Below are 18,247 nucleotides of genomic sequence, written 5' to 3' on the forward strand. Positions count from 1 at the left end.
CTCAGCTCACGCTTTCAGAGCCTTCGCCAATTCTGAGATCACACGATCCTGTTGCTCATGGGTGAGGTCAGGACTCATAGGCAGACTCATGACTCGCTGACCGGCCGATTCGCTGTGAACATGAGTCTCACCGCGCCCGTAAGTTGAGTAAGCTGGCTGCAGGTGCAGCGGCCGAGGATAGTGAATCGCAGTAGGAACTCCAGCCGCTTGCAGCGCTTGCTGAATGTTGGGGCGCCCGTCCAGGAGGACCGTGAACTGCGCCCAGACACAGTTGCGATCAGAACGAACAGCAAGACGCTGGACCGGCAGGTCGATCAACAACTGCTGATAGCGATCGCCAAGGCTCAAGCGTTGCTCAATCTCCCAATCGAAACGCTCCAACTTGGCCAACACGACGGCGCATTGCAGGGTATCCATGCGCCCCCCCACACCTAAGCGAGTATGCGTGTAACGCTGACTCTGCCCGTGCACACGGATCTCGCGTGCCGCCTGAGCCAACGCGTCGTCATTGGTGAATAGCGCGCCACCGTCCCCGTAGCAGCCCAAAGGTTTACTGGGGAAGAAGCTAGTTGCGCCGAATGTCGACAGACCGCAACTCTTCTTACCTTTGTAGCTCGCGCCAAAACTCTGCGCCGCATCTTCGATCACGGGCAAGTTGCCATGCCGGGCTGCAATGGCGTTGATCTCATCCATGTCCGCTACCTGACCATAGAGGCTGACGGGCATGATGGCGCGGGTGCGCGAAGTGATGGCGGACTCGATCTTGGTGACATCAATATTGCACGTATCAGGCTCAATATCCACGAACACCGGCACACCGCCCAGAAGAACAATGACTTCGGCAGTCGCTGCAAAAGTGAAGGGAGTCGTAATTACCTCATCACCAGGCTTCAGGTCCAGCGCCATAAGAGCGATCAACAAGGCCTCCGTACCGCTCGACACCGTAATGCAATGCTTGGAGCCTACGTAGCCAGCAAGTTTTTCTTCCAACTCCTTGACTTCGGGGCCCATGATGTACTGGCCATGGTCCAGCACCGCCTGGATACGAGCATCAATGCTGGGCTTCAAAGCAGCGTACTGCGCCTTGAGATCAATAAATGGCAAATTGCTCATTATTTGTTCTTTCCCTCTTCAATCAGTTCACACAATTCGCCCTGCAAGCGATATCGATCGCCGGTATGCGGGCATGTCGCCTCAGCCTCCCCTTGCATAGGCAAATCCAATCGCTCACCGAATCGACTCATCCATCCGATCCGCCGCGCCGGCACACCTACAACCAAAGCAAAATCGGGGACATCCCGCTGGACCACTGCGCCAGCCCCCACAAAGGCATAGCGTCCGACAGTGTTGCCACACACAACAGTGCAATTCGCCCCCAAAGTGGCCCCTCGTCGAATAAGAGTACGCCGGTATTCATTCTTACGAGCTACTGCCGCGCGAGGGTTGTACACGTTGGTGAAGACCATACTGGGCCCACAAAACACATCGTCTTCTAGAGTCACTGCGTCGTACACAGACACATTGTTTTGGATGCGTACGTTGTCACCAATGAGTACGTCATTGCCGACATACACGCCTTGGCCCAAGGCACAGCGATCGCCGATGCGCGCGCCGGGGCTGATATGCGCAAAGTGCCAAACTTTGGTGCCTTCACCCAGCTCTGCGCCTGCATCAACGATGGCGCTTTCATGCTTCCAATACGCCATGATCAGAACACCAATGGCAAGCCAACGCGCTGCCCGTCCCTAGCACTACGATAGGCGGCGATCAACACTTCAAGCGAACGCAGGCCCTCGTAGCCATCCACTTCAGCGTGAGCCTCTCCGCGAAGAGTTTTGATGACGTTGTCGTAGTAGAGCGGATGGCCAAAACCGTAAACACTCCCGGTGTCATAGCTCGCAGCCTTGATCAGCTCATCGTCGGGATGCGGCTCTGAGAACTGCCAGTGGTCGATCTTGTTGACGGCCGTGCCACCAATCTTGACCGTCCCCTTCTCACCAAGAATGGTGATCGAACCTTCGAGGTTCTGCGGATAGGTCAGCATCGTCACGTTGATTGAGGCAAGGCCGCCGTGGCGAAGTCGTGCACTGAGCACACCTGTGTCTTCTGCCTCGATATTGCGATCAAGCGTCGCGGTATAGGCATGGACACTGTCAATTGGGCCAACCAACCAGTCCAACAGATCAACGTAGTGACTGGCCTGATTCATGAACGCACCGCCATCCAAATCCCAGCGACCACGCCATTTCGCCGCGTCGTAATAGCTCTGCGGACGTGTCCAAAACACATTGACGGTGCTCATAAAAATGCGACCAAAGCGACCTTGTTGGATAGCCTTGCGAACCAACTGCACCGTGGTGTTCAAGCGATTTTGCTTCACCACAAACAGCTTCACGCCTGCGTCACGGCAAGCCTGCACCATGACCATGCCTTGCTCGAACTTCGTGGCCATCGGCTTCTCACTCAAGACATGAACACCCGCCTTGGCAGCCTCAATGGCTTGAAAGGGATGCAGGCCGCTCGGCGTGGTGAGCACAACGATATCGGCCTGAGCGCCCGCTAAAAGCTGAGCAAGACTTGAATAGCCAACCGCACCCGTTGCGGCAACAGCATTTGCTAACGCGAGCTGATCGATATCACAAACAGCGACTAATTCTGCGCGATCCTTGTGCTTTGCCAGTGCGTCAAAGTGATTTTTAGCAATGCGGCCACAGCCGACTAATGCAAATCGAATAGGCCGATCAAGAATGGGTAGCACTACGCTCATAGCAAGAAGGGACGGTACCCCGCCCCAGTAAATTACAAGAGTGTGGATTCTAGGGCGTGAGAAGGATGACGCATCGCCCAGTCTAAAATCAAAGGACAGTAAAGAGCCTACCGAATGACACACCATACCCCCGCCGCCCCGCACCACAGTCCCGTCGCCGTTGACGAGAACCAGCTGATCACCGAACGCCGCGAGAAACTGGCCGCCTTGCGCGCCAAGACCGCCGTTCCCTTCCCCAACGATTTCAAACCCCAGCACCGCGCCCTGCCGCTGACGCAGCGCTATGGCGATCTGGACAACGAGACGCTGGAGCCGCAGGCCGTGGCCGTCTCGGTGGCGGGCCGCCTGATGCTCAAGCGGGTGATGGGCAAAGCCTCGTTTGGCACGCTGCAAGACGCGACAGGCCGCATCCAGCTCTTCGTCACCAAGGATGGTGTGGGCGAAGAAGCCTATGACGCCTTCAAGCATCTGGACCTGGGCGACATCGTCGGCGCCGAGGGTCAGCTGTTCAAGACCAAGACCGGCGAGTTGTCGGTGCGCGTCAGCAATCTGCGCCTCTTGACCAAGAGCCTGCGCCCGCTGCCGGACAAGTTCCACGGCATGGCCGACCAGGAACAAAAGTACCGCCAGCGCTATGTCGACCTGATCACCGACGAACACGCCCGCGCCCGCTTCATCGCCCGCTCCAAGGCCGTGTCCTCGATCCGCAGCTTCATGGTGGAACACAGCTTCTTGGAAGTGGAAACGCCGATGCTGCACCCGATCCCGGGTGGAGCCAACGCCAAGCCTTTCATCACCCACCACAATGCGCTGGATCAGGAGATGTACCTGCGCATCGCGCCGGAGCTCTACCTGAAGCGCCTGATCGTGGGCGGTTTCGAGCGCGTGTTCGAGATCAACCGCAACTTCCGGAACGAAGGCATCTCGGTTCGGCACAACCCCGAATTCACGATGATGGAGTTCTATGCGGCCTACTGGACGCACCATGATCTGATGGACTTCACCGAGGAAGTGCTGCGCCACGCCGCCCGTGCTGCCACCGGCAATGCCCGCGTCAGCTACGCCGGCAAGGAAGTGCATCTGGACGAGCCTTTCGCACGTCTGTCGGTGCGCCAGTCGCTGGTGGCCCATGCCGGCCTGAGCGAGGCCGAGGCCGACGACGCCGAATTGCTGCGCGCCAAGCTGAAGGACCTGGGCGAAGAAGCACCCAAGCACTGGACCCTGCCCGAGTTGCAGTTCGGCATGTTCGAAGCCGTGGTGGAAGAAAAGCTCTGGCAGCCGACCTTCATCATCGACTATCCGGTTGAGGTGTCGCCACTGGCCCGCGCCTCGGACAGCAACCCCAAGATCACCGAGCGCTTCGAGCTCTTCATCACCGGCCGCGAGTACGCCAACGGCTTCTCCGAGCTGAACGACGCCGAAGACCAAGCCGCCCGCTTCCAAGCCCAGGTGGCCAACAAGGACGCTGGCGATGAAGAGGCGATGTTCTATGACGCCGACTTCATCCGCGCGCTGGAATACGGTATGCCCCCGACCGGCGGCTGCGGCATCGGCATCGACCGCCTGATGATGCTGATCACCGATTCGCCCAGCATCCGCGACATCATCTTGTTCCCTGCGCTGCGCCGCGAGGCTTGATCGGCCAGCAGGCCAAATAAAGAAAGGGAGGCCTCGGCCTCCCTTTTTTCTTACGTCACAGGCCTTTCAGCGTTTGCCGTGCCGAAACACCGGTGGCCGCTTGTTCAAGAAGGCATCCATGCCTTCGCGCTGATCGTCAGTGCCGAAGACGGCGTGGAAGACGCGGCGCTCGGAGGTGACGCCTTCTTTCAGGCCGCTCTCGAAGCTGCGGTTGACCAACTCCTTGATCAGTTGCAGAGCCGGGGCGCTAAAGCCATTGATGGTCTCGGCGGCGGCCAGCGTTTCTTCCATCAGCTTGTCGGCGGGCACCACGCGCGAGACCAAGCCGCTGCGCTCAGCTTCGGCGGCATCCATCATGCGGGCGGTCAGCAGCAGGTCCATGGCCTTGGCTTTGCCGACGGCGCGCGGCAAGCGCTGGGTGCCGCCAGCGCCAGGCGTCACGCCCAGCTTGACCTCGGGTTGGCCGAACTTGGCGGTGTCGGCGGCGATGATGAAGTCGCACATCATGGCCAGCTCGCAGCCGCCGCCCAGGGCAAAGCCGGCCACGGCCGCGATCACCGGCTTCTTGACGCGCAGGATGTGCTCCCAGTTGCGCGTGATCATGTCGGTGCGCACGGCGCTCTGGAAATCATGCTGGGCCAGAGTCGGAATGTCGGCACCGGCGGCAAAAGCGCGCTCGGAGCCGGTCAGCACAATGCAGCCGATGCTGTCGTCGGCATCAAAGGCCAGCAAGGCCTCGCCCAGCTCGTCGAACAGCGGGTCGCTCAAAGCGTTCAAGGCCTTGGGGCGGTTCAGGGTGATCAGGGCCGTCTTGCGCGGGCCCTCGCCGTGCACGGCGGTGATGATGCATTCGTAGCTCATGGCTTCTCCTTGTCTGGAACTTGTGGCGCAACTATAGAGGGCTGGCTGGCCGCAGGCATTGCGGCTCGGGCTTGACTCGGCGACTCGGTTGCTTGCAGCGGCGGCGATTCCAGCAGCAGATCAACAAAACTCTTCTCGTCTTGCCGGATTCGCAAGCGCACCGGTAAGTACTGCAAGCTGGGCGCCAACCAAACCTCGGACGTCAAATCTCCGCCGCTGGCCGGGCTGCTGGGCCTCAAATGCCAGGTGGGCAGCAAACCCATCGGTGTTTGCAATTCCACCTCGCCCACCACTTCATAGCGCCAACGGTACTGCCGACGCGGCAAGGCCAAGGGCAGCTCCAGCACCTTGCCGGCTTGCAGGGTTTCACGCCCGGTCAAAAACAACCAGGTCAGTTGCACGAACTGGCTGGCGGCGTCCTGCGTGCCGCTCGGGGCCGGCTCAGTGCGGCCGTTGGCCAGAGTCACCGATTGGGGGCTGAAGAACAAGGTGGAGCGGCGCCGCTCGGAGAACAGCACGCGGGTGTCTTCGTCATAACGCTGGGGCGCAATGCCGGTGGGCGTCAGCTGCCCATCGCTGCTCATGCGCCGCGAGATCAGCGGCGCAAAGCTGGGGCCTACGGCCACATCCATATGCATTTGGTAATGCGCGCCCTGGCGCATCCATTCCACCTGGGCGCTGCCATAAATCGCACCGCGGTAATTGCCGGTGAGCGCATAGCTCAACCGGGTGGACGGCGGCCACTCTGGGCCCGGCTCAAAGGCCGGCTCGGCCACGCTGGCGGATGCAGCGGGGCTGGGCGTTGGCGCCATCACTTCAGCGGGCTCGGCCACTTGTACGTCAAGCAATGCCGGCACGCCAGCCTCAAGCGGCGAGGATGCGGCCATCGTGGGCTCCTCAGGCGCTGAGATCATTGCTTCGGGCGGTGGGGCGCTAGCAGCTACAGCGGGCGGAGGCGCGGCTTTGGGAACCTGCTTGACGGGCGCGGCCGCTGGCTTGCTGGGAGGCACCGTCAACGTCGGCTTGAGCTCGCGCACAAAAGCGATATTCATGCGCGGCGGCATCGGGCGCACCTGCGCCTCGCTCCAATCCAGAATCAAATCTTGCCAGCGCTGCAGCAAGTACACATGCGCGACCAGTACCGGCAAGAGCCACAGCAGCAAGGCCCCGAGGCTAGGGCCGGGCTTGAAGCGGCTCAGCCGTTCAGCCATGCCTTGCGCAAACTCGCCACGCGCGTGGGCGGCTTCTCGGCCAAGCTCAGCAGCACGGGCTCACTCCCACTGCTTGCACCGACGCCCGCCACGCGCGCTACCGGCAGATCAAGGGTCAACGCCAATAAACGCTGATCGCGGCTCAAGAGGAAGCGCAGGCCGCCCTGCTCCGAGCCCAGCGTCAAGGCCGCGTCTTCAATGCGGCGCAGCCGCCAGTCATTGCAAGCCAGCAACTCATCCCCGGCACAAAAGCCCGCAGCCTGTGCAACGGAGTCGGCCAAGACATGCTTGACGATAACGGCGCCATTCGACTCATTGACCCGCAAGCCCAGGCGCTGAGCCAGCGTCGGCTTGTCGGCCCGCGATTGCACGCCGGCCTTCTCCAACAAGCCAGCCAGAGGCAGATCTTCCACCCCATGCACCCACTGCTTGAACTCTTGCACCAAGCCTTCGCCACCCAACTCAGCAATCAGACCCAGCACATCGGCCTCAATGATCGCCCCACGAGCGCCACTGTCCAAGCCGGCATGGCTGCGTTGCCACAGACCGCGCATCACATCATCCAGACTGTGCTGAGGCTCACCCAAAAAGCGCAGACTCAGGTCCAACGCGAGCGCCAACAGCGCTCCTTTGCCGTAATAGCTGATGGTGCTGTTGGGGCTGTTCTCATCAGGCCGGTAGTACTTGACCCAGGCATCAAAGCTCGATTGCGCCAGGCTTTGATGCTTGCGCCCCGGCGTGGCAAGCACACCGTTGATGGTGGACGTCAGCAGCTTCAGGTAGCGGGCCTCATCGATCAGGCCGGTGCGCACCAGGAACAACTCGTCGTAGTAGGACGTAAAACCCTCGAAGAACCAGAGCAGCTCGGTGTAGTTCTCCCGCGTGTAGTCCAGCGCGGCAAAGTCCGCAGGCTTGAGCCGTTTGACATTCCAGGTGTGGAAGTACTCATGGCTGATCAAGCCCAGCAGCCGAACATAACCCTCAGACACCTCGGTCTGACCGAGGCGCGGCAGGTCTCGCCGAGGTGCGATCAGTGCAGTGCTGGCGGAGTGCTCCAAACCGCCATAGCCCTCGTCCACCGCATTCAGCATGAAGACATAGCGGCTGAAAGGCACAGGCGTGCGGCGCTTATTGGCCGGGCCGTGCCAAAACTCGATCTGCGCCTCGCAGATGCGCTGAGCGTCTTGCAGCAGGCGCTCGCCATCGAACACCGGCAAAGCGCCGCTCACGACGAACTGATGTTCGACGCCGCCGGCCTCAAATCGACCCAGCCAAAACTGGCCCAGCTCAAAGGGGTGGTCGACCAGCGCTTCGTAGCCGCCCGATTGATAGGTCTGGGTTTCCGGATCACAAGACATGCCAGTGGCCACGCGCCAGCCCTCAGGCAAGGCGCCGAAGCGCAGCTGCTGCGCCTGCTGCTCACGGCCGTGCACCCGCAGGCACAGACTGGTGCCGTTGAAGAAGCCTCGCTGTGCATCCAGAAATGCAGCGCGCACCGAGTTATCAAAGGCGTAGACCCGGTAGTGAAGCAGCAAATCTTGATCGCCACTGCAAGCGATCTGCCAAGTGGCCTTATCGACCTGCTCAACGGCCAATTCGCGGCCACCCTGGCTGGCACGCAAGCCGCTGAGATGACGGGCGAACTCTCGCACGAGGTAGCTGCCAGGAATCCAGGCCGGCAAGCTGACGCGCTGAAGCGCGTCCGGCGCTGGCACAGTCAAACTCACTTCAAAAGTGTGACTGTTCGGCTGGTCCAGATCGACGCGATATTGGATGCTTTTCATGCCTGCCCTTGTTTGACCCAGATTGGCTTTGCCAAGACTTCAAATCAACTGCCTGCCGCGCCCAGGAAGCAGCACAGCGCTGCGCCAGCACTCAGGCGGAAACGCAGCGTCAACCAGGCCGAGGCGCCCAAAACAGGGTAAAGCCGGCGGTCCACCAGATAGCAGGCAATCAGCATCACGCCGTGCAAGACCAGCCCCGCGTAGGCCGGCATCACCAGCGCAATCCAAGCGCCCAGTGAGGGCATCACACCCCAGACAAAAGGCTGCAGACTCGGGCTAGGTTGACGAAAGCCCAAGCCCCAGTAGATGCCGCCCAAAAAAGAAATGATCAGGGCAGCATAGGCGGACAAAGCAAAGCTGATCCAGGCATGAGCCTCGACATTGCGCCCGCCCACCAACCAGACCAGCAAAGCGCCAAAGACAAAGGGCAGCAGCCCCAAAAGTCCCAAGCGCTCGGCATGGGGCGGGACCGGCATGGAAGGCAGGAAATGAGAGCTGGCTTCAGCGGGCATGCGAGGAGACTCCGTAGAGATTCAAGGTAAGGCTTATGCAAAAATCAATGGCAATTGGCGCCAAGAGGGCTCAGCTCTTGCCCAAGCTTTGCAAGCGTTTTTCCAATTGGTCGGCGCTGAGCGCGCCCGGCGCGCGGCTGCCGTCCTCAAAAATAATGGCCGGCGTGCCATTGATATGGTGGCGGCGCGACAGATTCAGATTGCGCTCAATCGCGGCGTCGTCGCAAGCGCCCATGGGCTTGAGCGGCGCCTTGCCTTCGAGCATCCAGGCTTGCCAGGCGCTGCTGGAGTCCTTGGCGCACCAGATGGCGCGCGATTTTTCCGGCGAATCCCCGCCCAAAATCGGGATCAAGAAGGTGTAAACCGTGAGGTCTTTCATCTCCTGCAAGGACCGCTCAAAGCGCTTGCAATAGCCGCAATTCGGATCTGCGAAGACCGCAATCTTGCGTTTGCCATTGCCACTTTTCCAAACCACGGCGTCCTTCAGCGGCAGCGATGCGAAATCGATCGTCAGCAGCTTGGCGACACGCTCTTCGGTCAGGTTGCGCCGAGTTCGCAGATCGATCAGATCACCTTCGATCAGATAGTTGCCGCTGGCATCGGTGTAGCGAATCTCGTTGCCGATGCGCACCTCCCACAAGCCGGCCATGGGGCTCGGGCGAACGTCTTCGATCTTGGGCAGGCCGCTGAGCTTTTCAGCCAGTGACTTGCGGATCACGGCTTCATTGGCCTGCGTCAAGGCAGGGGCCGTGACTGCCAGCCACGCGAGCGTGGCCAGCGTCAGTTTTTTCAGAGTCAACATCGTCATCAAGGTGGGGAGGGATCACGAACCCAAGGCACGCGCGGTGAGCCAACGCTTCAAGGGAGGGACAGCATTCAGTGCGCTCAAACCTCGGTTGCGCAACTCGCGCAAGGCCGGCTTGTCGCTGGCAAAGACTTTCAGCAAACCATCGGTCAACTCGCCCATGGCCCAGTTGGGCGCCAGGCGCGAGCGTGCATAGCGGCGCAACAGGCGTTCATCGCCGAGCGGTCGCCAGCCTTCCCGCGCCGCCAAGACCTCGGCCAGCGCAGCCACATCGGCCAGACCCAGATTGAGCCCCTGGCCGGCCAAAGGATGGACCAAATGAGCGGCGTCGCCCAGCAAGACCCACCCAGGTCCGCTGACAGCATCGGCCCGAGCCAAAGACAAAGGCCAGGCCGAACGCGGACTGGCCAGTCGCAGTTGGCCGGCTTCACCATCGGTCGCGGCGTTCAAGGCGGCTTCAAATTCAGACTCGCTGAGCGACAACAAGTCAGCCGCTTGTTGCTCAGGCACCGACCAGACCAAGCCATAAGAAGCACCAGGCGTCGGCTTGGCAATCGGCAGCAAGGCCAAGACATCGGGGCTGCGGAACCACTGGCGTGCCACGCCTTGATGCGGCGCATCCGACACCAAACGAGCGGCAATGCCGCGCTGCCCATAGCTGTGGGACTCGAAACGCACGCCCAACTCAGCCCGGTGCGCAGAATCTCGCCCTTCGCACAAGGCCACCAGATCGGCTAGCACCGGCGCATCGACCACCTGCACATGCGGGGCGTAGCGCAGGGCCACAGCGAGTTGTTGCTCCAAGGCGCCGGCATCGACGATAAAGGCCAACTCGCCCACGCCTTGCTGCCAGGCCGAGAACTCCAGCACCGCCCCGCCCTGGTCACCATGCACGACCATGTCGTACACCGGGCTCACGGCCTCGGGCGGCAGCGTGTCCCAGACCTTCAAGTCGCGCAAGAGGCGAACGGAAGCGGCGTTCAGCGCATAGCTGCGCACATCTTCGCGCTGCGCCTGGCTGGCCTCGACACTGCCCAGCAGCGCCACGCGCAGCCCTTGGGCATTCAGGGCAAGAGCCAAGCTGCGGCCAACGCAACCACTCCCACGAATCAAGACCTCATAGCTTTGCATGGCGGCATTGTAGGCAGGCGACACAAGGCCTCCGGCACGCAGGGTCGCCGAACGATTAAAATGCCGTCTTTGCCCCGCACACGCGACCGGCGCCCCACCCAGAAAGTCATTCATGAGCCTCAAATGCGGCATCGTTGGCCTGCCCAACGTCGGCAAGTCCACCCTCTTCAATGCGCTGACCAAGGCGGGCATCGCCGCCGAAAACTATCCCTTCTGCACCATCGAGCCCAATGTCGGCGTGGTGGAACTGCCTGACCCACGCTTGCAAGCGCTGGCCGAGATCGTCAAGCCTGAACGCATCCTGCCCGCCGTGGTGGAGTTTGTGGACATCGCCGGCTTGGTGGCTGGCGCCTCCAAGGGTGAAGGCCTGGGGAATAAGTTCCTCTCGCACATTCGTGAGACCGACGCCATCGTCAATGTGGTGCGCTGCTTTGAAGACGGCAATGTGGTGCACGTCAACGGCAAGGTCGACCCGATCTCGGACATCGAAGTGATCCAGACCGAACTCTGCTTGGCCGATATGGGCACGGTGGAAAAGAGCCTGCACCGCTACAACAAGGTGGCCCGCGCGGGTGACAAGGAAGCCATCGCCCTGGTCAAGGTGCTGGAGAAGTGCGAAGCCGCGCTGAACGAAGCCAAGCCGGTGCGCACCATCGACTTCAGCAAGGAAGAGCTGGTCTTGCTCAAGCCCCTGTGCCTGATCACCGCCAAGCCGGCCATGTTCGTGGCCAACGTCGCCGAAGATGGTTTCGAGAACAACCCTTTCCTGGACCGCCTGAAGGAATACGCCGCCGCCCAAAACGGCCCGGTGGTGGCCATCTGCGCCAAGACCGAAGCCGAGTTGTCGGAAATGAGCGATGAAGACCGCGCCATGTTCCTGGCCGAGATGGGCCAAGAAGAACCGGGCCTGAACCGCCTGATCCGCGCCGGCTTCAGCCTGCTGGGCCTTCAGACCTACTTCACCGCGGGTGTGAAGGAAGTGCGCGCCTGGACCATCCACAAGGGCGACACCGGCCCGCAAGCCGCCGGCGTGATCCACACCGATTTTGAGCGCGGCTATATCCGCGCCCAGACCATCGCCTATGAAGACTTCATCACCTACAAGGGTGAGCAAGGTGCCAAGGATGCCGGCAAGATGCGCGCCGAAGGCAAGGAATACGTGGTCAAGGATGGCGACGTGCTGAACTTCTTGTTCAATGTCTAAGTGTAGAGCTGCAATTGGCTATTGCAGCACCGGCCGAAAGGCTGGCGGCTGGTTACCAAGCGCTGTACGAGAGCGCATTGCGTTTCAGCATGCCAGGAATGCTGCCGCCCATGGCGTGCGCTCACTGCTGCTGGGCCAGATGGGGCCGTAAGCCCAGTCGGGTAGACAGGTCTGGATGAGGCGTTCTACAGTGCCATTGTTCAATCAGAGCACGGTTTTTTGAAGCTGTGCTTGAGGCTCAACTCCTCGCACGCCTTGGGGAACAACTTGGAACAATAGGAGTTGCGGTTGTCGGTGAGCAGTCGGTTAATCCCAACACCCAGCGCTGCAAACTGTGCCACGCTGACCTTGATAGCTTCAGAAACTAGAGTCTTACCCTCATCGAAGTGCGTCTACGAAAAGCCCGCGCGCAAGCGTCCGCCGATCGCCGATCGCCACATACTCGGAATCCCGGCCTGATTCCCCTCACGACAATGCGCTTGATCAAATAAATACGACCCTGACAGCTCCATCTGGCATTCTTATGACTTTCCACCCATTCCTTCCTTTATGTCAGCCCTGAAGCGTCGTAACTCCAGCCCTCCAGAAAAGGGCAGGTAAACACCCTATTGAACATCACAGCACATCAACTCGCTCGCGCCATGAATCACCCACAGAATGGGGCGGCTAAACAAAGGTCAACTCTGATTCACTCCTGCCAGGCGCCTGCTGAAACAGATGTAGCCCTAACAGCTTCTAGATAAGAAGTAGAATCCTATTGGTAATATTTTAATATCAAACCTCAGATTATTGGAAACTACACCCAATCAACCCAAAGCACCGAATACACAACATGCGCGATCTCCTAAATGAACTGATTCTGGTATTTCAAGATGTTTTTGAAGATGAAGAGTTGATAGTGGCTCACGATACCACTGCCGCGGATGTGCCGGGGTGGGACTCACTACAACATGTATCCCTAGTTTTGAAAGTTGAAAAATGTTTTGGTTTTAGATTTACCAGCGCTGAAGTGTCAGATTTGAGATGCGTCGGCGACATGCTGGACATCATCGCATCTCGCACAGGAAAGGTTTAAGTGAACTCCCCTCTCATCGCCCAACTCTTTTCCCTCGTCGAGCGCAAACACCCCAGGTCCCTGCAGGGGATTTTGGAAGCCCGCGCCCAGAATCCCGAGGAGTTTGAACGAATTGCTCACATTTACCTAACATGGTGTGTCGGCGCCCTTGGTCAGTCAGGAATTTCTGAATCTGCAGCCGCATTCGCCAATTTCTGTAGCGACGTCAACCTTGCGCAGGGCCGATACGAACTCTCTGGCGCCTACGAACACAAGAGCTTCGATGAATGCCGGAGTTCCGTGTATGACAATACGGCGACTATGACTGATTACCTTTGGGGGGTTTATTTATCTAACTTCCTTTGGGCGCACCATCTGGATCTTTTGCGCTTTTTCGAGCAGAGATTCCTCAGCAGGCTGACGAACTCCGTTCATCTGGTAGAAGTGGCGCCCGGCCACGGGGGATGGGGTTTGTGGGCTCTTAGCCAACTAACCGAAGCACGTTTGACCGGGTTCGATGTCAGCGCCACGTCAATTAAAATTGCAGGGAGCATTGCAAGGGCTGCTGGCTTGGCCGACCGAGCCGAGTATCAGCTGCAAGACGCCTCGCTCTTGAGCAAGCGCCCCTCCCCCCAGGCTCAAGCGTGCATTTGCAGTTTTCTGGTTGAACATCTAGAAAATCCTTCAGAGCTACTGAAAGGCATGGCTCATGCCCTAGAACCGGGTGGACTCGCGTTTTTCACCGGCGCTTTGACTGCTGCGCAAGTGGATCATATCTACGAATTCAAAACGGAGTCGGAACTGTATGTGCTCGCCGAAAACGCTGGGTTTAGAGTATTGGAATCCCGCTCAGTTGCTCCAGGTCGGCTGCTTCAAAATGCAAGCTACCTACCCCGCTCTATGGCCCTAATACTGCAAAAGAAAACGCATGCCCTATGGTGAACCGATGGGACTGAAGAGCGCCATCACCGCAGCGCGTCAACTGGAAAGAGTTGATAAAATCCAAGAAGCCTGGGACCTTCTGCAGCAGGCCATCCGCCAAGAAATTCATAGCAGCACGGAACTTCTTGCCGCAGGAAAGCTGAGCATGCGATTGGCAGCAGCCTTGCCTCAAGCGCGTTTTTCATTCTCTGTACTCATACTTGGGCAGTGCACCACCACTTGGCTATCACCAGCTATCAGCGCATGTGCAATGGAAGCTGGGATGCACATTTTGGTAAGCGATGGCCCATATGACAATGTGCTGCAAGCCGTCACAGCCATTGACCCAATGGCGCCCCCCGACGCTCTGATTCTTCTGCCTTGGCACCACCGTCTTTTGATGGATGCCCTATCCGACACGCCTGACAGCATTCAAGCAGAGCTTGACTATTGGCGAGAAGTCTGGGGCCAAGCGCTCGCAAAAGGTGTCAAACACCTCATACAAGTGGGCTACGACTGGCAAACCCCAGGTCCCCTGGGGTTCCATTTATCAACTCGGACTGGTGGTGACATTGAGCGCATCCGTCGAACGAACAACCGACTAAGGGAAAGCACGCCAGTAGGAAGTTACTTCGTATCCCTCGAGGATATTTCCGGAATGCTTGGCCGGGACCGCTTTTACGATATGCGCGGATTACATTGGGCCCGGCAGCCATTCTCTGAATCAGGCTTAGCTTCCTTAGCCCGACATATCGTCGCCGGCCTTCGCTCAACCCGCCAAGGTCCAGCCAAAGTGCTAGTTCTGGATTTAGACAATACGCTATGGGGAGGGGTCGTGGGCGAGGTTGGCGCTCTTGGCATTGAGATTAGAGAAACACCACAAGGCGAGGCATATAGGGCATTCCAACGCCATCTACTAGCCTTATCCAAACGGGGTGTACTGCTTGCTGTTTGCTCGAAGAACAATGATGCGGACGCCAGGGAGCCCTTTTTAGCAAATCCGGACATGATTCTTCGATTGACAGACATTGCATGTTTCGTCGCCAATTGGGAACCAAAGTCTGAAGGTCTAAAGCAGATAGCCAAAGTGCTAGACCTGAGTCTGGATAGCTTTGTATTCTTTGATGACAATCCCTTCGAACGGGAGCAGATTCGCCGAGCGCTACCTTGTGTTCAGGTGATTGCCACCCCAGAAGATCCCGCTGAATACGTGAACGTCTTAGAAGCTAGCCTATGGTTTGAAGCATGCATGCTGACAGATGAGGACTCCCGCCGAAACGAAATGTACCAAGCCAAAGAGCAATCGCGCCTTGCTCGTTCCAATGCTGACGGTCTAGGGAACTATCTAGATTTATTAGAAATGAAAGCGCAACTTCACGCCATTAATGATGCAGATTTGCTACGAGTGGTACAACTACTCGGCAAAACGAATCAATTCAACCTAACCACCAAGCGCTACTCGATCGAGCAGGTTAGAGATTTAGTCACTAACGAATCTTCAGTGTGTTTCAGCTTGCGCTTACAGGATCGTTTTTCAGACCATGGTTTGGTGGGCATACTTATAGCAAAACCGATGCCAAAGTCTGTGCACCCAACCCTCTTCATTGACAGTTTTTTGCTGAGTTGTCGCGTGATCGGACGCACTGTTGAACAAAGCATGATGCAGACCTTGATTCAGCGCGCAAGACACCTAGGTTACCAGCGCATCATAGGACAGTATTGTCCAACCCAGAAAAATCAACTCGTCGCGACGATCTACTTAGAGTTGGGCTTCAAATTGACGGCGAATGATCATTTGGGATCCAAGTGGTTTGAACTTCGACTTGAGGATACCCCGAACTTGAAGACGTATGTCTCCATCTAAGGCTAGCCGATGCTTTCGAGTCCCATCAACGAGTTTGCAGGCCCAACATACTGGTTGTTTTCTGCAGCCGCAATTATTTGCTTGTCTTTCGCCGCATCGCCAGGCAAGTTCCATGCATTGTGGGCCGGCCTAAACTTAAGCTTTCTTATTTTCTTAATCGGCTTTCCCGCTTCAGCAGTCTTGGGCATAGTGTTATTGGTTCTACACATAAATGGGAAGCTCATCCATGAGCAGCTTCGATGGTCAGTTGCAGTAATATCCTCTTCCCTATTGTTCGTCGCTTTTTTGGCTCACAAAATGCAACACCCACCAAAGCTGCTAGAAGATGCAAAATTCATTCTTGCTGCCATTGGGTTTTCCTATATATTCTTACGATGCTTGGAATATATACGAGGATCCACAAACAAGCAAACTCAAAGCCTTACCATTTTCAACACCATCAATTATCTAATCCCCTTCCACATGTTAGCAGCCGGCCCTGTAATGGGATTAGCCGATTTCAAAAAAAACCTCTCGTCCAGCCCGACACTTGATCAGGACGGGGTGATAGATGCGTTTGAGCGAATCGCGTCAGGTCTTTTCAAAAAATTTGTTCTTGCAAACGGAATAATTGAATCACTATTCTTAACTGGATTTAAATCAGACGGCATCTATCTATTTATAGAAATACAACTTTACTATTTATTTATATACTTAGATTTTAGCGCCTATAGTGACATAGCCATAGGTCTAGGCCGACTCCTTGGAGTCAAAACGCCGGAGAACTTCAATAAACCCCTCAGCTCACGAAACATCATTGAATTCTGGGAGCGATGGCATATATCACTATCACAACTGATCCGTCGAAATATTTTTATTCCGATCCAGTTGGCTGGCATGCGCTGGACGGATGGTCAATATCCTCGATTGGTTTCGTCTGCCGCTTTTTTATCCGCCTTCTTACTTTGCGGACTATGGCACGGAGTCACTTGGCGGTTTTTTCTGTGGGGCGCCGGCCACGCGACTGCTTTGGTAATTTGCAACTATTATCGAGACTGGCTGGTCGGGCGACTAGGTAAACGGGGCGCCTCCAATTTCAGTAATCGCCCGCTAGTTCGCCGGATGGCTCAGATCATGACTTTTCAGTTTGTGGCCTTGTCGCTGACATTTCTTGCCTACCCAGGATTTGACTTCTTGGGATGAACCGATTCAACCCATGAAAAACACATTACCCCTGCCAAACACCCGTCGCATACTTTGGATTGCCATCAGAGTTATTTTGGTATTTTGGCTCGCCCGCTCCGGCATACCATTCTATTATCAAGGCTTTTGATTGCCCTCTAATGCTCCCAAAATCTGCGCTGGTGTGCCCCAAGTTATGCTCGATCGCTTGGGTTACGTGTAAATTGTTGCTGTGCTTGTTCGTTCTGGATGTCTTGATCAGTATCATCCTGACACCCTGGCTATCATCGGGAGTTCCCGACAGCAGAGTCGACCCGCGCAGCCTCAGGTCCATCCAGTTACGAACCGAAGCTGCGGCAGAGTTTCAGAATAATCGGCTCGCCAACGAACAACCTGCCGTGGTAGTCGCACTTGGCTTATCCACCGTAAGGGAGGGGCTCGATCCCGTCGCTATCAGTCAGCATTTTGATGGCCGGGTTCACCTACTGAACCTAGCCTCGTCTGGCGGTAGCTTCAGCGAGATGCGCGCGTATGCTGAGCCATTGATTAAAGGCTCGTTAAGACCCGATCTGGTGATTTTGGGTGTCCATCCTAGTTGGCTTGCAGCTGCAAGCCTTAGGTTAATGCCCGCTGCCCCGTTTGATCAGCAAAGCCTACTTGACTCTATCAAATGGGAACTCCATGAATCGAAAAAATGGTTAAGGCAACGATCTTGGATCCTTACCCATCGGATTGCCGTTCACGGAATTATTCAAAATAGCCTGCAGGCAATTCGAGCAGATTTGAACCAATTTTACCTAACCTCTAGCATTCAAGGTGGTCCAAGTGCTATGCGAGACCCTTGGGCAGTAAGGCCAATATACAGTGAAGACAAGGCAGAACCTGCGTTTCTTTTGACACAACTGCGCGAATGGCAAGCCGCAGGTTGGTTTGACGCCCGGAATTTGTCGTCAAGTAATCCTGAAGCAATTGTACTGACAGACATGCTTCAAACTTTGACTACGATCTGCCCAAAGGTGGTGCTGATCTTGATGCCGGAATCTGCTGAATTTCGAAGAAAAGTGCCTTCGTCGAGCGGTAATACCCTAAGGTCAATCGCAGATAAAGTGCAACCAAAAATTCAAGTATTGGACTTTAGAGAAGCTCTCCCGGATTCATATTTCAGAGACCACGCTCATCTGAACACACGCGGACGGCATTCTTTCAGTTTGCTGATTGCATCTCGGTTTGAACACCTTCTGCCAGAGAATGTGCTTTCGGGTTCATCACGTCAGTCCTTGCCGGAGCCAAAGGCAAATTAGGCGAACTAGCAACCCTCTGATCAGAAGCCAAGC

General features: G+C 57.1%; 16 protein-coding genes. 7 read left to right on the forward strand and 9 right to left on the reverse strand.

The annotated features are described in order from the left end of the window. Positions 1 to 6: 6 nt before the first annotated feature. The 3 genes from LNV06_RS08230 to LNV06_RS08240 are packed head-to-tail and all read right to left on the reverse strand — an operon-like array spanning position 7 to position 2,767. Positions 7 to 1,104 carry a DegT/DnrJ/EryC1/StrS family aminotransferase gene (locus tag LNV06_RS08230; protein ID WP_263538326.1) on the reverse strand — a complete coding sequence of 366 codons (1,098 nt, stop codon included), beginning with the start codon at positions 1,102 to 1,104 and terminating at the stop codon, positions 7 to 9. 8 nt (positions 1,105 to 1,112) lie between these two features. Then, positions 1,113 to 1,706, reverse strand: a complete 594-nt coding sequence (locus LNV06_RS08235; protein ID WP_263537779.1) for an acyltransferase — start codon at positions 1,704 to 1,706, stop codon at positions 1,113 to 1,115. Between the two features lie 2 nt (positions 1,707 to 1,708). After that, positions 1,709 to 2,767, reverse strand: a complete 1,059-nt coding sequence (locus LNV06_RS08240) for a Gfo/Idh/MocA family protein (protein WP_263537780.1) — start codon at positions 2,765 to 2,767, stop codon at positions 1,709 to 1,711. A gap of 114 nt (positions 2,768 to 2,881) precedes the next feature. Between LNV06_RS08240 and lysS the strand changes: the two genes are divergently transcribed. Further along, positions 2,882 to 4,405, forward strand: a complete 1,524-nt coding sequence (lysS, locus tag LNV06_RS08245) for a lysine--tRNA ligase (protein WP_263537781.1) — start codon at positions 2,882 to 2,884, stop codon at positions 4,403 to 4,405. A 66-nt stretch (positions 4,406 to 4,471) separates the two neighbouring features. On the opposite strand, the gene LNV06_RS08250 is transcribed toward lysS, so the two are convergent. The 6 genes from LNV06_RS08250 to LNV06_RS08275 all read right to left on the reverse strand — a co-directional run bounded on the left by LNV06_RS08250 (position 4,472) and on the right by LNV06_RS08275 (position 10,709). After that, the gene (locus LNV06_RS08250; RefSeq protein WP_263537782.1) at positions 4,472 to 5,266 is read right to left on the reverse strand and encodes an enoyl-CoA hydratase; all 795 of its coding nucleotides are present in this window, start codon (positions 5,264 to 5,266) and stop codon (positions 4,472 to 4,474) included. Continuing rightward, on the reverse strand, positions 5,263 to 6,477 hold the full coding sequence (locus LNV06_RS08255) for a DUF3108 domain-containing protein (protein WP_263537783.1): 1,215 nt from the start codon (positions 6,475 to 6,477) through the stop codon (positions 5,263 to 5,265). Before LNV06_RS08255 ends, LNV06_RS08250 begins: the two co-directional genes overlap by 4 nt. Continuing rightward, on the reverse strand, positions 6,462 to 8,261 hold the full coding sequence (locus tag LNV06_RS08260; protein ID WP_263537784.1) for a M61 family metallopeptidase: 1,800 nt from the start codon (positions 8,259 to 8,261) through the stop codon (positions 6,462 to 6,464). Before LNV06_RS08260 ends, LNV06_RS08255 begins: the two co-directional genes overlap by 16 nt. A gap of 44 nt (positions 8,262 to 8,305) precedes the next feature. Continuing rightward, a complete protein-coding gene (locus LNV06_RS08265; protein WP_263537785.1) occupies positions 8,306 to 8,773 on the reverse strand; it encodes a DUF3429 domain-containing protein in 468 nt (155 codons plus the stop codon). A gap of 70 nt (positions 8,774 to 8,843) precedes the next feature. Beyond that, positions 8,844 to 9,581 carry a DsbC family protein gene (locus LNV06_RS08270; protein WP_411970087.1) on the reverse strand — a complete coding sequence of 246 codons (738 nt, stop codon included), beginning with the start codon at positions 9,579 to 9,581 and terminating at the stop codon, positions 8,844 to 8,846. 15 nt (positions 9,582 to 9,596) lie between these two features. After that, positions 9,597 to 10,709, reverse strand: a complete 1,113-nt coding sequence (locus LNV06_RS08275) for an FAD-dependent monooxygenase (RefSeq protein WP_263537787.1) — start codon at positions 10,707 to 10,709, stop codon at positions 9,597 to 9,599. A 112-nt stretch (positions 10,710 to 10,821) separates the two neighbouring features. Here LNV06_RS08275 and ychF point away from each other — a divergent pair, with 112 nt between their 5' ends. The 6 genes from ychF (at position 10,822) to LNV06_RS08305 (ending at position 18,214) form a co-directional block, all read left to right on the forward strand. Then, positions 10,822 to 11,913 carry a redox-regulated ATPase YchF gene (gene ychF, locus LNV06_RS08280; RefSeq protein ID WP_263537788.1) on the forward strand — a complete coding sequence of 364 codons (1,092 nt, stop codon included), beginning with the start codon at positions 10,822 to 10,824 and terminating at the stop codon, positions 11,911 to 11,913. Positions 11,914 to 12,745: 832 nt separating this feature from the next. Beyond that, positions 12,746 to 12,988 carry an acyl carrier protein gene (locus tag LNV06_RS08285; protein WP_263537789.1) on the forward strand — a complete coding sequence of 81 codons (243 nt, stop codon included), beginning with the start codon at positions 12,746 to 12,748 and terminating at the stop codon, positions 12,986 to 12,988. Beyond that, positions 12,989 to 13,909: a class I SAM-dependent methyltransferase gene (locus tag LNV06_RS08290; protein ID WP_263537790.1), complete on the forward strand. Its 921-nt coding sequence runs from the start codon at positions 12,989 to 12,991 to the stop codon at positions 13,907 to 13,909. Between the two features lie 4 nt (positions 13,910 to 13,913). Further along, the gene (locus tag LNV06_RS08295) at positions 13,914 to 15,752 is read left to right on the forward strand and encodes an HAD-IIIC family phosphatase (protein WP_263537791.1); all 1,839 of its coding nucleotides are present in this window, start codon (positions 13,914 to 13,916) and stop codon (positions 15,750 to 15,752) included. A 9-nt stretch (positions 15,753 to 15,761) separates the two neighbouring features. Continuing rightward, positions 15,762 to 16,934: an MBOAT family O-acyltransferase gene (locus LNV06_RS08300; protein ID WP_263537792.1), complete on the forward strand. Its 1,173-nt coding sequence runs from the start codon at positions 15,762 to 15,764 to the stop codon at positions 16,932 to 16,934. Between the two features lie 233 nt (positions 16,935 to 17,167). Further along, on the forward strand, positions 17,168 to 18,214 hold the full coding sequence (locus LNV06_RS08305) for a hypothetical protein (RefSeq protein ID WP_263537793.1): 1,047 nt from the start codon (positions 17,168 to 17,170) through the stop codon (positions 18,212 to 18,214). Positions 18,215 to 18,247 lie beyond the last annotated feature (33 nt).

The organism is Paucibacter sp. Y2R2-4, assembly GCF_025717535.1.
Taxonomy (GTDB): domain Bacteria; phylum Pseudomonadota; class Gammaproteobacteria; order Burkholderiales; family Burkholderiaceae_C; genus Paucibacter_A.

Coding starts and splice junctions, on each gene's coding strand:
- LNV06_RS08235 (WP_263537779.1), bottom strand. CDS start 1,706: ATGGCGTATTGGAAGCATGAAAGCGCCATCGTTGATGCAGGCGCAGAG.
- LNV06_RS08240 (WP_263537780.1), bottom strand. CDS start 2,767: ATGAGCGTAGTGCTACCCATTCTTGATCGGCCTATTCGATTTGCATTA.
- lysS (WP_263537781.1), top strand. CDS start 2,882: ATGACACACCATACCCCCGCCGCCCCGCACCACAGTCCCGTCGCCGTT.
- LNV06_RS08250 (WP_263537782.1), bottom strand. CDS start 5,266: ATGAGCTACGAATGCATCATCACCGCCGTGCACGGCGAGGGCCCGCGC.
- LNV06_RS08255 (WP_263537783.1), bottom strand. CDS start 6,477: ATGGCTGAACGGCTGAGCCGCTTCAAGCCCGGCCCTAGCCTCGGGGCC.
- LNV06_RS08260 (WP_263537784.1), bottom strand. CDS start 8,261: ATGAAAAGCATCCAATATCGCGTCGATCTGGACCAGCCGAACAGTCAC.
- LNV06_RS08265 (WP_263537785.1), bottom strand. CDS start 8,773: ATGCCCGCTGAAGCCAGCTCTCATTTCCTGCCTTCCATGCCGGTCCCG.
- LNV06_RS08270 (WP_411970087.1), bottom strand. CDS start 9,581: ATGACGATGTTGACTCTGAAAAAACTGACGCTGGCCACGCTCGCGTGG.
- LNV06_RS08275 (WP_263537787.1), bottom strand. CDS start 10,709: ATGCAAAGCTATGAGGTCTTGATTCGTGGGAGTGGTTGCGTTGGCCGC.
- ychF (WP_263537788.1), top strand. CDS start 10,822: ATGAGCCTCAAATGCGGCATCGTTGGCCTGCCCAACGTCGGCAAGTCC.
- LNV06_RS08285 (WP_263537789.1), top strand. CDS start 12,746: ATGCGCGATCTCCTAAATGAACTGATTCTGGTATTTCAAGATGTTTTT.
- LNV06_RS08295 (WP_263537791.1), top strand. CDS start 13,914: ATGGGACTGAAGAGCGCCATCACCGCAGCGCGTCAACTGGAAAGAGTT.
- LNV06_RS08300 (WP_263537792.1), top strand. CDS start 15,762: ATGCTTTCGAGTCCCATCAACGAGTTTGCAGGCCCAACATACTGGTTG.